The organism is Pseudomonas sp. B21-051 (assembly GCF_024748795.1).
Lineage (GTDB): Bacteria > Pseudomonadota > Gammaproteobacteria > Pseudomonadales > Pseudomonadaceae > Aquipseudomonas > Aquipseudomonas putida_A.
In genome coordinates, this window is sequence record NZ_CP087166.1 from 5,616,582 (window position 1) to 5,629,894 (window position 13,313).

17 protein-coding genes are annotated in these 13,313 nt (G+C 61.3%); 9 read left to right on the forward strand and 8 right to left on the reverse strand.

Going from position 1 to position 13,313, the window contains the following annotated elements; translation table 11 throughout:
• Positions 1-6: 6 nt before the first annotated feature.
• The 8 genes from LOY52_RS25325 (at position 7) to LOY52_RS25360 (ending at position 5,449) form a co-directional block, all read left to right on the forward strand.
• Positions 7-597 carry a YggT family protein gene (locus LOY52_RS25325; protein ID WP_027610578.1) on the forward strand — a complete coding sequence of 197 codons (591 nt, stop codon included), beginning with the start codon at positions 7-9 and terminating at the stop codon, positions 595-597.
• Complete coding sequence (locus LOY52_RS25330) at positions 594-887, forward strand: DUF167 domain-containing protein (protein ID WP_108184094.1); 294 nt, start codon at positions 594-596, stop codon at positions 885-887. Before LOY52_RS25325 ends, LOY52_RS25330 begins: the two co-directional genes overlap by 4 nt.
• Positions 888-1,072: 185 nt before the next feature.
• Complete coding sequence (locus tag LOY52_RS25335; RefSeq protein WP_258676957.1) at positions 1,073-2,212, forward strand: homoserine O-acetyltransferase; 1,140 nt, start codon at positions 1,073-1,075, stop codon at positions 2,210-2,212.
• A gap of 7 nt (positions 2,213-2,219) precedes the next feature.
• Positions 2,220-2,840 carry a methionine biosynthesis protein MetW gene (metW, locus tag LOY52_RS25340; RefSeq protein ID WP_003229126.1) on the forward strand — a complete coding sequence of 207 codons (621 nt, stop codon included), beginning with the start codon at positions 2,220-2,222 and terminating at the stop codon, positions 2,838-2,840.
• 26 nt (positions 2,841-2,866) lie between these two features.
• Positions 2,867-3,301, forward strand: a complete 435-nt coding sequence (locus LOY52_RS25345) for a DUF4426 domain-containing protein (RefSeq protein WP_258676959.1) — start codon at positions 2,867-2,869, stop codon at positions 3,299-3,301.
• The gene (gene rdgB, locus LOY52_RS25350) at positions 3,298-3,894 is read left to right on the forward strand and encodes an RdgB/HAM1 family non-canonical purine NTP pyrophosphatase (protein WP_258676963.1); all 597 of its coding nucleotides are present in this window, start codon (positions 3,298-3,300) and stop codon (positions 3,892-3,894) included. Before LOY52_RS25345 ends, rdgB begins: the two co-directional genes overlap by 4 nt.
• Complete coding sequence (gene hemW / locus LOY52_RS25355; protein WP_258676964.1) at positions 3,891-5,096, forward strand: radical SAM family heme chaperone HemW; 1,206 nt, start codon at positions 3,891-3,893, stop codon at positions 5,094-5,096. The genes rdgB and hemW overlap by 4 nt, the downstream gene beginning before the upstream one ends.
• Positions 5,097-5,125: 29 nt before the next feature.
• Positions 5,126-5,449: a DUF3392 domain-containing protein gene (locus tag LOY52_RS25360; RefSeq protein ID WP_003229134.1), complete on the forward strand. Its 324-nt coding sequence runs from the start codon at positions 5,126-5,128 to the stop codon at positions 5,447-5,449.
• A gap of 238 nt (positions 5,450-5,687) precedes the next feature.
• Here the strand turns inward: LOY52_RS25360 and trmB are convergent, their stop codons facing one another.
• From trmB to LOY52_RS25380, 4 genes are all read right to left on the reverse strand, one after another.
• Entirely contained in the window at positions 5,688-6,413 is a 726-nt protein-coding gene (gene trmB, locus LOY52_RS25365) for a tRNA (guanosine(46)-N7)-methyltransferase TrmB (protein ID WP_027610572.1), read from the reverse strand.
• A gap of 9 nt (positions 6,414-6,422) precedes the next feature.
• Complete coding sequence (locus tag LOY52_RS25370) at positions 6,423-7,217, reverse strand: thiazole synthase (RefSeq protein ID WP_258676970.1); 795 nt, start codon at positions 7,215-7,217, stop codon at positions 6,423-6,425.
• 59 nt (positions 7,218-7,276) lie between these two features.
• On the reverse strand, positions 7,277-7,477 hold the full coding sequence (gene thiS, locus LOY52_RS25375; RefSeq protein WP_167734067.1) for a sulfur carrier protein ThiS: 201 nt from the start codon (positions 7,475-7,477) through the stop codon (positions 7,277-7,279).
• A gap of 194 nt (positions 7,478-7,671) precedes the next feature.
• The gene (locus tag LOY52_RS25380; RefSeq protein ID WP_258676971.1) at positions 7,672-8,049 is read right to left on the reverse strand and encodes a DUF423 domain-containing protein; all 378 of its coding nucleotides are present in this window, start codon (positions 8,047-8,049) and stop codon (positions 7,672-7,674) included.
• A 74-nt stretch (positions 8,050-8,123) separates the two neighbouring features.
• Here LOY52_RS25380 and mtgA point away from each other — a divergent pair, with 74 nt between their 5' ends.
• Positions 8,124-8,846 carry a monofunctional biosynthetic peptidoglycan transglycosylase gene (gene mtgA, locus LOY52_RS25385; RefSeq protein WP_007964133.1) on the forward strand — a complete coding sequence of 241 codons (723 nt, stop codon included), beginning with the start codon at positions 8,124-8,126 and terminating at the stop codon, positions 8,844-8,846.
• Between the two features lie 145 nt (positions 8,847-8,991).
• Here the strand turns inward: mtgA and rpoH are convergent, their stop codons facing one another.
• From rpoH to ftsY, 4 genes are all read right to left on the reverse strand, one after another.
• Complete coding sequence (gene rpoH / locus LOY52_RS25390) at positions 8,992-9,846, reverse strand: RNA polymerase sigma factor RpoH (RefSeq protein WP_003229146.1); 855 nt, start codon at positions 9,844-9,846, stop codon at positions 8,992-8,994.
• A 115-nt stretch (positions 9,847-9,961) separates the two neighbouring features.
• Positions 9,962-10,987 (reverse strand): permease-like cell division protein FtsX, encoded by a 1,026-nt coding sequence (gene ftsX / locus LOY52_RS25395; protein WP_007964135.1) that lies wholly within the window; start codon positions 10,985-10,987, stop codon positions 9,962-9,964.
• Positions 10,984-11,655 (reverse strand): cell division ATP-binding protein FtsE, encoded by a 672-nt coding sequence (gene ftsE, locus LOY52_RS25400; protein WP_003229148.1) that lies wholly within the window; start codon positions 11,653-11,655, stop codon positions 10,984-10,986. The genes ftsX and ftsE overlap by 4 nt, the downstream gene beginning before the upstream one ends.
• Complete coding sequence (ftsY, locus tag LOY52_RS25405) at positions 11,652-13,172, reverse strand: signal recognition particle-docking protein FtsY (RefSeq protein ID WP_258676974.1); 1,521 nt, start codon at positions 13,170-13,172, stop codon at positions 11,652-11,654. Before ftsY ends, ftsE begins: the two co-directional genes overlap by 4 nt.
• Positions 13,173-13,313 lie beyond the last annotated feature (141 nt).

Consider the following 13,313-nt stretch of genomic DNA (forward strand, 5'->3'; position numbering starts at 1 on the left):
CCTTACATGATTGGATTGAACACTGCAGCGGTTTACGTGCTGCAAACCCTCGGCAGCCTGTACCTGCTGATCGTGCTGTTGCGCTTCGTCCTGCAACTGGTGCGCGCAAACTTCTACAACCCGCTGTGCCAGTTCGTGGTCAAGGCTACCCAGCCGCTGCTCAAGCCACTGCGCCGGATCATCCCGAGCATCTTCGGCCTGGACATGTCATCGCTGGTGCTGGCGATTCTGGTGCAACTGGCCCTGATGGCCCTGACCCTGCTGCTGACCTACGGCACCACCGGCAATCCGCTGCAACTGTTTATCTGGTCGATCATCGGCGTCACCGCGCTGTTTCTGAAGATTTTCTTCTTCGCCCTGATCATCAGCGTGATCCTGTCGTGGGTCGCTCCGGGCAGCCACAATCCGGGCGCTGAACTGGTGAACCAGATCTGCGAGCCGGCGCTGGCACCGTTCCGCAAGATTCTGCCGAACCTCGGCGGACTGGACCTGTCGCCGATTTTCGCCTTCCTGGCGCTGAAGCTGATCGACATGCTGGTGATCAACAACCTCGCGGCGATGACGATGATGCCGGAAATCCTGCGCCTGCTGATGTGAGCTGGTTTCGCTGGGACGGGGACGACCTGATCCTCGAATGTCATCTGCAACCGGCAGCCCGCAGCGATGATTTCGCCGGGCTGCACGGCGATCGCCTGAAGATCCGCCTCACCGCGCCGCCGGTCGAGGGCAAGGCCAATGCGTATCTGATGGGCTTTCTGGCCAAGGCGTTTGGCGTGTCCAAGAGCCAGGTCAGTTTGCTCAGCGGCGAGTTGAACCGGCAGAAACGGGTGAAGATCTGTGCGCCGAAGAAGCTGCCGGAGTTACCTGATCTGGTGCGTCCGGTCTGATCACCGAGTCGCCCCATTCGCGAGCAGGCTCGCTCCCACGCTGGAATGCAATCCCCTGTGGGAGCGAGCCTGCTCGCGAATGGCTGCACCTCGGTCCAGAGCGAAGACATCTGAGCCCCAACGTTGCTTGCCGCTAACCCCCCCGGTCTTTAGACTTACGCCTCATTTCAACGAGAGCAGGGTCGATGCCAGCTGCCTTTCCCCCCGATTCTGTTGGTCTGGTGACGCCGCAAACGGCGCACTTCAGTGAACCTCTGGCTCTGGCCTGTGGCCGTTCGCTGCCCGCCTACGACCTGATCTACGAAACCTACGGCACGCTGAACGCGCAGGCGAGCAACGCCGTGCTGATCTGCCACGCCTTGTCCGGGCATCACCATGCCGCCGGCTATCACAGCGTCGACGACCGCAAGCCCGGTTGGTGGGACAGCTGCATCGGCCCCGGCAAACCGATCGACACCAACAAGTTCTTCGTGGTCAGCCTGAACAATCTGGGCGGCTGCAACGGCTCCACCGGCCCGAGCAGCATCAACCCGGAAACCGGCAAGCCGTTCGGCGCCGACTTCCCGGTGCTCACCGTGGAAGACTGGGTGCACAGCCAGGCGCGTCTGGCTGACCTGCTCGGCATTCGTCAGTTCGCCGCCGTGATCGGCGGCAGCCTCGGCGGCATGCAGGCCTTGCAGTGGACCATTACCTACCCGGATCGCGTGCGTCACTGCCTGGCCATCGCCTCGGCGCCCAAGCTGTCGGCGCAGAACATCGCCTTCAACGAAGTCGCGCGTCAGGCGATCCTCACCGACCCGGAATTCCACGGCGGCTCGTTCCAGGAAGCAGGGGTGATCCCCAAGCGCGGGCTGATGCTGGCGCGGATGGTCGGGCACATCACCTACCTGTCCGACGACTCGATGGGCGAGAAATTCGGCCGCGGCCTGAAGAGCGAAAAGCTCAACTATGACTTCCACAGCGTCGAGTTCCAGGTCGAAAGCTACCTGCGCTATCAGGGTGAAGAATTCTCCGGGCGTTTCGATGCCAACACCTATCTGTTGATGACCAAGGCGCTGGATTACTTCGATCCGGCAGCGAACTTCGACGATAACCTGGCGAAAACCTTCGAGAACGCTACCGCCAAGTTCTGCGTGATGTCGTTCACCACCGACTGGCGCTTCTCCCCGGCTCGCTCGCGGGAGCTGGTGGACGCGCTGATGGCGGCACGCAAAGACGTGAGCTATCTGGAAATCGACGCACCCCAGGGCCACGACGCCTTCCTGATTCCGATCCCGCGCTATTTGCAGGCGTTCGGCAATTACATGAACCGAATTACGGTGTGAACAAGCCATGAGAGCTGATCTGGAAATCATCCAGGAATGGATCCCCGCCGGCAGCCGCGTGCTCGACCTCGGTTGCGGCGACGGCGAACTGCTGACCTGGCTGCGCGACAACAAGAACGTCACCGGTTATGGCCTGGAAAATGACGCCGACAACATCGCCGAGTGCGTGGCCAAGGGCATCAACGTCATCGAGCAGGACCTGGACAAGGGGCTGGGCAACTTCGCCAGCAACAGTTTCGACATCGTCGTCATGACCCAGGCCCTGCAAGCCGTGCATTATCCGGACAAGATCCTCGACGAGATGCTGCGGGTCGGTCGTCAGTGCATCATCACCTTTCCCAACTTCGGGCACTGGCGCTGCCGCTGGTACCTGGCGAGCAAGGGCCGAATGCCGGTGTCGGAATTTCTGCCGTACACCTGGTACAACACGCCGAACATTCACTTCTGCACCTTCGAAGACTTTGAAGAACTTTGTCGCGAACGTGATGCGAAGGTCATTGATCGGCTTGCCGTGGATCAACAGCACCGCCACGGGTGGGCCAGTAAGCTATGGCCTAATCTGTTAGGTGAGATTGGTATCTACCGCGTCAGCAGCCCGGTGCTTGCAGATCATCGGGTCGCGGTCTGAACCACGACAATTCGAGGAGAACGATCATGGGTCGTCTAGCCCTGTTGTTACTGACCGCCTGCCTGAGCGCCAGCGCCATGGCGGCGGACGTCATCAAAAGCGAACGCCAGGAAACTTTCGGCGACGTGACGGTGCACTACAACACCTTCAACTCCACGTATTTGCAGCCGGACATCGCCAAGGCTGCCGAGCTGATCCGCAGCAAGAACCAGGGCGTGATCAATGTCTCGGTGATCAAGGACGGCAAACCGCTGATCGCCAACGTCACCGGCACGGTCAAAGACCTGACCAGCCAGAGCGTGCCGCTGAACTTCCGCCAGGTCACCGAACAGGGCGCGATCTACTACGTCGCCCAATACCCGGTGGAGCAGCAGGAAACCCGCACCTTTGAAATCAAGGTGCAGAACGGTGACAAGATCAACACCATCAACTTCAACCAAGAACTCTTTCCCGGCGAATGATGAACCTCACGCAACTCGTACTGGCCAGCCATAACGCCGGCAAACTCAAGGAACTCCAGGCCATGCTCGGCGACTCGGTGCAACTGCGCTCGATCGGCGAATGGAGCAAGGTCGAACCGGAGGAAACCGGTCTGTCGTTCGTCGAGAACGCGATCCTCAAGGCGCGCAATGCCGCGCGCATCTCGGGGCTGCCGGCGCTGGCCGACGATTCCGGTCTGGCGGTGGATTTCCTCGGCGGTGCACCGGGCATCTACTCGGCACGTTATGCCGATGGCAAGGGCGATGCGGCGAACAACGCCAAACTGCTCGACGCCCTCAGAGACGTGCCGCAAGCCGAGCGCGGCGCGCAGTTCGTTTGCGTGCTGGCATTGGTGCGCCACGCCGATGATCCGCTGCCGATCCTCTGCGAAGGTCTGTGGCACGGGCGCATCCTGACCGCCGCCAGCGGCGAGCACGGATTCGGCTACGACCCGCTGTTCTGGGTGCCGGAGCGAGACGTGTCCAGCGCCGAACTGAGCCCGGCCGACAAGAACCAGATCAGCCACCGCGCCCGTGCAATGGATCTGCTGCGCCAGCGTCTGGGCCTGAAATGACCGATAGCCACCCCGCGTCGTCGCTGATCATCGGCGGCGCCGCTTCTTCGCCTCGGGCGCCGCTGCCTACGCTGCCGCCTCTGGCGCTGTACGTCCACATTCCGTGGTGTGTGCGCAAATGTCCGTATTGCGATTTCAACTCGCACACCGCCAGCCCGGTGCTGCCAGAAGAGGAATACGTCGACGCGCTGCTGGCCGATCTCGATCAGGACCTGCACGCGGTGTATGGCCGTGAAATCAGTTCGATCTTCTTCGGTGGCGGTACGCCGAGCCTGTTCAGCGCCGAAGCGCTCGGACGCCTGCTCAAAGGTGTCGAGCAGCGCATCCCGTTTGCGCACGACATCGAGATCACCCTGGAAGCCAACCCCGGCACCTTCGAGCAAGAGAAGTTTGTCGCGTATCGCAAGCTGGGGATCAATCGCCTGTCGATCGGCATCCAGAGCTTCCAGCAGCAGAAACTCGAAGCCCTCGGACGTATCCACAACGGCGACGAAGCGGTGCGCGCGGCGGGAATGGCGCGTCAGGCCGGGTTCGATAACTTCAACCTCGACTTGATGCACGGCCTGCCCGATCAGTCGCTGGAAGACGCCTTGAGCGATCTGCGCCAGGCCATCGAACTGAAACCGACGCACATCTCCTGGTATCAGCTGACGCTTGAGCCGAACACGGTGTTCTGGAACCAGCCGCCGGTGCTGCCGGAAGACGATACGCTGTGGGACATTCAGGAAGCCGGACAAGCGCTGCTGGCCGCGCACGGTTACGCGCAATACGAAGTCTCGGCCTACGCCCAGCCCGGACGCCCGGCACGGCACAACCTCAATTACTGGAGTTTCGGCGACTTCATCGGCATTGGCGCCGGCGCCCACGGCAAGCTCAGCCACCCGGACGGACGCATTGTGCGCACCTGGAAGACGCGCTTGCCGAAGGACTATCTCAACCCGGCCAAGAGCTTCCAGGCTGGCGAGAAAGCCCTGAGCAATGACGAGATGCCGTTCGAGTTCCTGATGAACGCCCTGCGCCTGACTGCCGGGGTGGAATCACGCCTGTATCCCGAACGCACCGGTCTGCCGCTGGAAAGTCTCGCCGAACACCGCCGCGAGGCCGAACAAAGCGGCCTGATGCAGGTCGAACCGTCACGTCTGGCGGCCACCGAGCGCGGACAACTGTTTCTCAACGACTTGCTGCAGAAATTTCTGAGCTGAGCCCTAACGGCTGCCCCAAGGAAAACCGCATGGATTTGATACTCGATCTGCTCGCCACCGTGTCTCGCTGGAGCCGCAGCAACCTCTCGGAAATCGCCCTGGCGCTGGTGGGCTGCCTGTTGGTGCTGTTCGGCGCCGACTTCAAAGGCTGGGTCGAGCAACGCCTGGGCAGCATCGCCGGCGCCCTGCGCGTACCACTGATGGCCCTGCTGTGCGTGATCGGCAGCGGCGCCGCGCTGATCTACGCCACGCCGTGGGTGGTCAAGGGCCTGAGCCAGTTCAACAACTACAGCCTGGCGCCGGTGTTGTTGGTGGTGCTCGTTCTTATCGGCGTCGTCGCTGACCGCCGCTGATCCCTTTCAGTACACCCAAAACAACTGTAGGAGCTGCGGCACGCTGCGATCTTTTGATCTTCAAATCAAGATCAAAAGATCGCAGCGTGCCGCAGCTCCTACACCGCTTGCACCGTGAACCTAAAACAAATGTGGGAGCGAGCCTGCTCGCGAAGACGTCTTAACATTCAACCTTATCGTTGAATGTCAGACCGCTTTCGCGAGCAGGCTCGCTCCCACAGTTTTTATTGCGTGTTGCTTAAGCGATTTTTTCGAACTTCAGATCCCACACGCCATGCCCAAGACGTTCGCCGCGGCGTTCGAACTTGGTGATCGGCCGCTCGGCCGGGCGCGGTACGCATTTGCCGTCTTCGGCGAGGTTGCGGTAGCCCGGGGCGACGTTCATCACTTCCAGCATGTACTCGGCGTACGGCTCCCAGTCGGTGGCCATGTGCAGGATGCCGCCAACCTTCAGCTTGCTGCGCACCAGCTCGGCGAAGGACGCCTGAACGATGCGACGCTTGTGGTGACGGCTCTTGTGCCATGGATCCGGGAAGAACAGCATCAGGCGATCGAGGCTGTTGTCGGCGATGCAGCGGTTGAGCACTTCGATCGCGTCGCAATCGTAGACACGCAGGTTGGTCAGGCCCTGAGTCAGCACGCCATTGAGCAGCGCGCCGACACCCGGACGATGCACTTCCACACCGATGAAGTCCTGATCCGGTGCCGCCGCGGCCATTTCCAGCAGCGAGTGGCCCATGCCGAAACCGATCTCCAGCGAGCGCGGTGCCGAACGGCCGAACACTTGATCGTAATCCACCGGCGCGTCGGCCAGCGGCAGCACGTACAGCGGCGCGCCCTGATCCAGACCACGTTGCTGGCCTTCGGTCATGCGCCCGGCGCGCATCACGAAGCTCTTGATGCGGCGGTGTTGGCGCTCGTCGCCCTCTTCCGTCTGGATAGGCGTGTCGTTCGATTCAGTCATCAATGGCTCTTACTTGATCAGACCATCCAGCGGCGAAGAGGCGCTGGCATAGAGTTTTTTCGGCATGCGGCCGGCGAGGTAGGCCAGACGGCCCGCGACGATCGCGTGTTGCATGGCTTGAGCCATCATTACCGGTTGCTGGGCGTGGGCGATGGCCGAGTTCATCAGCACGGCGTCACAGCCCAGTTCCATGGCGATAGTGGCGTCGGAGGCGGTACCGACCCCGGCATCCACCAGCACCGGAATCTTGGCTTCTTCGAGGATGATTTGCAGGTTGTACGGGTTGCAGATCCCCAGTCCGGAACCGATCAGACCGGCCAGCGGCATGACCGCGATGCAGCCGATTTCCGCCAGTTGGCGAGCGATGATCGGGTCATCACTGGTGTAAACCATGACGTCGAAGCCTTCCTTGACCAGCGTTTCCGCCGCCTTGAGGGTTTCGATCACATTGGGGAACAGGGTCTTCTGGTCGGCCAGCACTTCCAGCTTCACCAGGTTGTGACCATCGAGCAGCTCACGGGCCAGGCGGCAAGTGCGCACGGCCTCGATAGCGTCGTAGCAACCGGCGGTGTTCGGCAGGAAGGTGTAGCGATCCGGCGACAGCACTTCGAGCAGGTTCGGCTCGCCTTCGATCTGGCCGAGGTTGGTACGGCGCACGGCGAAGGTGATGATCTCGGCACCCGAGGCTTCGATGGCCTGACGGGTTTCTTCCATGTCACGGTACTTGCCGGTACCGACCAGCAAACGCGACTGGTAAGTACGACCGGCCAGAACAAAAGGCTTGTCGCTGCGAACGATGCTCATGGGGAATCCTCTTTAGGGGTGAGGGTCTTGCAGAATTCTGTGCCCTTGCGGGCCGGCGATCAGCCGCCGCCGATGGCGTGCACCACTTCGACGTTGTCGCCGTCGTTCAGGATGGTGTCGGCATGCTGGCTGCGCGGGACGATATCCAGATTGAGTTCGACTGCCACCCGGCGACCGGTCAGGTCCATACGGGCAATCAGGGCCGCGACGGTTTCACCGTCGGGCAGTTCAAGGGATTCGCCGTTCAACTGAATGCGCATGCGCCTGGCCGCCATCATTTTTAGGGGGTGGCATTCTAGCCCGATCACACGGGGTGACCCAAGCCATTCGTCTTGAAACCTTTTGCCCCGCTGAAATGGCCATACTCCTGTAGGAGCTGCCGCAGGCTGCGATCTTTTGATTTTGTTTTTTAGATCAAAAGATCGCAGCCTGCGGCAGCTCCTACAGGGATCGGTCAGGTCAGTTGCAGGCGCCAGGCGGCGAGGCCCAGACATAGCCAGCCGACCAGAAACGCCAGACCGCCGAACGGGGTGATGATGCCGAGTTTGCTGATGCCGGTGGTGGTCAGCACGTACAAACTGCCGGAGAACAATAGAATGCCGACGGCGAACGAAATGCCGGCCCAGGTCACCAGCCGCCCCTGAATCTGCGTGGCCAGCAGCGCCACGCCGAACAGCGCCAGGGTGTGCACCAGTTGATAGGTCACGCCGGTGTGGAAAATCGCCAGATACTCGGGGGTCAGGCGGCTCTTCAGGCCATGAGCGGCGAAGGCGCCCAGGCCCACACCGGTAAAACCAAAGAAAGCGGCCAGCATCAGAAAGCCACGCAGCATGTGGAACTCCAGTCAGACTCGTTCGGCAGGGTCTGTATAATGGCCCGCTCTATCGGTTCGGCCAAGCCATCTCTATGCTGCGTTCACTTTTGCGTCGTCTCACGAAGGCCCTGCTCTGGTTCGCGGGCGGCAGTGTGTTGCTGGTGTTGCTGTTTCGCTTCGTGCCGCCGCCGGGCACGGCGCTGATGGTCGAGCGCAAGGTCGAATCCTGGGTCGACGGCGAGCCGATTGACCTGCAGCGCACCTGGAAACCGTGGGACGAGATCTCCGACGACCTCAAGGTCGCGGTCATGGCCGGCGAAGACCAGAAATTTCCCGAGCACTGGGGCTTTGACTTCGGCGCGATCCAGGCGGCATTGGCCCACAACGAACTCGGCGGTTCGATTCGCGGTGCCAGCACCTTGAGCCAACAAGTGTCGAAGAACCTGTTTCTGTGGTCCGGTCGCAGTTATCTGCGCAAAGGTCTGGAAGCGTGGTTTACCGCGTTGATCGAGGTGCTCTGGCCCAAGCAGCGGATTCTTGAGGTTTATCTGAACAGCGTCGAGTGGGATGACGGGGTGTTTGGTGCCGAAGCGGCGGCACGCCATCACTTTGGCGTGAGCGCCAAGTCGTTATCGCGGCAGCAGGCGAGTTATCTGGCGGCGGTGCTGCCCAACCCGCGAGTGTGGAGCGCCAGCCATCCGACAGCGTATGTGTCGCGCCGGGCCGGGTGGATTCGGCAGCAGATGAGCCAGTTGGGCGGGACCAGCTATCTGCTGGGGCTTGATGATTCGCGTCGGGCGCCTTGGTCGCGGTAATGCAAAAGATCGCAGCCTTCGGCAGCTCCTACATGGGATTGCATTTCACCTGTAGGAGCTGCCGAAGGCTGCGATCTTTTGATCTTCTAAACAAAAACGCCCCGATCATCGCTGATCGGGGCGTTTTTGTTTGCCGAGGCGCCGGTTATGCGGCGATCGACAACTTGAGCTTGTTCATCGCGCTCTTCTCGAGCTGACGGATCCGCTCGGCCGATACGTTGTACTTCTGCGCCAGGTCGTGCAGCGTGGCTTTCTCTTCTGCCAGCCAGCGCTGGTAGAGGATGTCGCGGCTACGTTCGTCCAGCACTTCCAGCGCTTCGTGCAGGTTGTGGTTGGAGTTGTCGCTCCAGTCGGCATCTTCCAGTTGACGCGCCGGGTCGTACCGGTGGTCTTCCAGGTAGTTGGCCGGCGACTGAAAAGCGCTGTCGTCGTCAGCTTCTGCAGCCGGGTCGAAGGCCATGTCATGGCCAGTCAGGCGACTTTCCATCTCGCGCACTTCACGTGGTTCGACGCCAAGGCTTTCCGCCACACGGTGGACTTCCTCGTTGTTCAGCCACGCCAGACGTTTCTTCTGGCTGCGCAGGTTGAAGAACAGCTTGCGCTGGGCCTTGGTGGTCGCGACTTTCACAATGCGCCAGTTGCGCAGGATGAACTCGTGAATTTCCGCCTTGATCCAGTGCACGGCGAACGACACCAGACGCACACCCATTTCCGGGTTGAAGCGTTTTACCGCCTTCATCAGACCGACGTTGCCTTCCTGGATCAGGTCAGCCTGAGCCAGACCGTAGCCGGAATAGCTACGGGCAATGTGTACGACAAATCGCAGGTGGGCGAGCACCATCTGCCGAGCCGCCCCCAAATCCTGCTCATAGTAGAGACTCTCGGCCAGTTCACGCTCCTGCTCCGGCGTCAGCAATGGAATGCTGTTGACGGTGTGCACATAGGCTTCCAGGTTCGCACCCGGAACCAACGCGTACGCAGGTTGCAAAGAATTGGTCATGCGAAAAAACCTCCCACTTACATACTCGTGCCTCTCGGCACTGCGAAAAATTGACCGGGAATTCAAGTACAAGTTCCCAAAAAAACCGCAAGGTCAATCACGCGCAAAAAAGATTCTACTTCGGCGCCAGCTCCCTGAGATGGCGTGCGACTGCAATCCATGCACCGATATAACCCAACAGCACCGCGCCAAGCAAGAGCGACAGACCGTCGGCAACTGGCACTCCGGCCAGCGCGAAATCACTGCCGTACAAGCCGGCCAGCCCTACCACCGCGTCATTCAGCCAGTTCAGGCCGAACGCCAGCACACCCCAGGACAAGACACCCGCACCGAAGCCATACAAAGCCCCCATATACAGAAAGGGACGACGCACATAGCTGTCAGTGCCGCCGACGAGTTTAATCACTTCTATCTCTGTGCGGCGGTTTTCAATATGAAGACGAATGGTATTGCCTATCACCAAAAGTAATGCAGAAACCAGCAGCACCGTCAGACCGAAGACAAAACGGTCACCGAGCTTGAGGATGGCAGCCAGACGCTCGACCCAGACTAGATCAAGTTGCGCCTGTTGTACCTTGGGCAGCTCGGAAAGTTTTTGTCTTAATGCTTCCAGAGTCGGCTTGTCGACCTCGTTCGGGGTCACCAGCACCACGCCCGGCAGCGGGTTTTCCGGGAGTTCGCGCAAGGCTTCGCCCAGACCGGACTGCTGCTGAAACTCTTCCAGCGCCTGATCGCGGCCGACATATTCGGCATCAGCGACACCGGGCATGCCTTTGATCTGCTCGCGCAACGATTCACCCTGCGCGGGCGTGGCATCCAGCTGCAGGTACAGCGAAATCTGCGCCGCACGCTGCCACGAACCGCCCAGACGCTCGACGTTGTTGATCAGCAGCGACAGACCCATCGGCAGGCTCAGCGCCACGGCCATCACCATGCAGGTGAAGAAGCTGCCGATCGGCTGTTTGCCGAGGCGCCGCAGGCTGTCGAGCAGGCTGGCGCGGTGACTTTCGATCCACGAACGCAACAGCGTGGAAAAGTCCGGGCCGTCGTCATCGTCGTGTTTTTTCTTCTTCGGTGGTTGCGGGTCGGCGGCTTTCGGGGCCACGCGCTCGGAAACCTTCGGACTGCGTGTCGCACTCATACGCCGGCCTCCCCGTCGCCGATCAGTCGGCCGCGTTGCAGAGTCAGCATGCGGTGACGCATACGCGCAATCAGGGCCAGGTCGTGACTGGCGATCAGCACGCTGGTGCCCAGGCGATTGATGTCTTCGAACACGCCCATGATCTCGGCCGCCAGGCGAGGGTCGAGGTTACCGGTCGGTTCGTCCGCCAGCAGCAGGGCTGGACGGTGGACGATGGCGCGGGCGATGCCGACGCGCTGTTGCTGACCGGTGGACAGGTCGCCGGGGTACAGATCGGTTTTATCCGACAGCGCCACGCGCTCCAGTGCCGAATCCACGCGCTTGGCGATCTCGGCCTTGGACAGGCCGAGAATCTGCAGCGGCAGCGCGACGTTGTTGAACACCGTGCGATCGAACAGCAACTGGTGGTTCTGGAACACCACACCGATCTGCCGACGCAGGAACGGAATCTGTGCGTTGCTGATGGTGCTCAGGTCCTGCCCGGCCAGCAGCAGTTTGCCGCTGGTCGGACGCTCCATCGCCAGCAACAGGCGCAACAGCGTGGATTTACCGGCACCGGAGTGGCCGGTGACAAACAGAAACTCGCCACGACGGACTCGAAAGCTCAGCTCATGCAAGCCGACGTGACCGTTCGGGTAGCGTTTACCGACCTGTTCGAAACGAATCATGAACGCTCCCGCTCTGCAAACAGTGCCTGGACAAAGGGTTCGGCTTCAAAGGTACGCAGATCGTCGATGCCTTCACCGACGCCGATGTAGCGGATCGGCAGGCCAAACTGCTTGGCCAGGGCGAAAATCACCCCGCCCTTGGCGGTACCGTCCAGCTTGGTCAGCGCCAGGCCAGTCAGTTCGACGGTCTGGTTGAATTGCTTGGCCTGATTGATCGCGTTCTGCCCGGTACCGGCATCGAGCACCAGCAGCACTTCGTGCGGCGCGTCGGCGTCGAGCTTGCCGATCACCCGGCGAACCTTCTTCAGCTCTTCCATCAGGTTGTCTTTGGTGTGCAGACGACCGGCGGTGTCGGCGATCAGCACGTCGATGCCACGGGCCTTGGCGGCCTGCACGGCGTCGAAGATCACCGACGCGGAGTCGGCACCGGTGTGCTGGGCGATCACCGGGATCTTGTTGCGCTCGCCCCAGACCTGCAGCTGCTCAACGGCAGCGGCGCGAAAGGTATCACCGGCGGCAAGCATGACTTTCTTGCCTTCCAGTTGCAGCTTCTTCGCCAGTTTGCCGATGGTGGTGGTCTTGCCGGCGCCGTTGACGCCGACCACCAGAATCACGAACGGCTTGCTCTGCGAGGCAATTTTCAGCGGCTGCTCGACCGGCTTGAGCATCGCTGCCAGCTCGGCCTGCAACGACTTGTACAGCGCGTCGGCGTCGGCCAGCTCTTTGCGTGCGACCTTCTGGGTCAAGCGCTGGATGATCTGCGTGGTGGCTTCGACACCGACGTCGGCGGTCAGCAGACGGGTTTCCAGCTCATCGAGCAAATCGTCATCAATGGTTTTACGGCCGAGAAACAGGCTGGCCATGCCCTCGCCGATGCTGGCGCTGGTTTTCGACAGGCCTTGCTTGAGGCGGGCGAAGAAGCCGACTTTGGTTTCTTCGCTGCGCGGGGCTTCCACCGGCGTTTCAGCAACAACCTCTGCCGGCACCACCGGAGCAGCGACGACCGGTGCAGGTGCAGGTGCAGGTGCAGGCTCGGGCTGCTGCACGACCGGCGCAACAGGGGCAACGACCACCGGTGCCACTGGTTCGGGGACAACCGGCGCTGGCTCGACAACCGACTCAACCACTGGTGCCGTAGCGACTTCAGGGACGATCGCGGCAGGCGCCGGAATCGGCGGCGTCACATGCGACGCGGCCTCTTCGACCAAGGCCACCGGCTCTTCCGCCACCGGCAAGGTCAGCCACGGCTCGGCCGCCGGAGTCAGTGGCAGCTCGGCCGCCACCGGGGTTTCAGGTTCTGGCTCGGGCTCGACCGGTTGCAGCACCGGCTCGGCAATCGGCAGCACGATCGGCGCCGGCTCTTCTTCTATAGCAGGCGCTGGCGTCGGAGCCGGTTCAGGAATCGCGGGCGGCTGTTCGACGACGGGTTCCTGCGATTTCTTACGCAGCCATCCGAACAGGCTTTTCTTCTCGCCAGCCGCGGCTGGGGTCTTCTTGTCGTCGTTGGAACCAAACATGGAGGACGGCTATCTCACGGTAGCGACGCGCCATAAGGGCGCCCCGGCAAATAAATATTCGATGCAGAACAGACTGTGTTTCATCCAGCTTGTTCACGCGCAACATTTTGTCGAGGCGCCAGCGGCACCCCAAAGATTCGT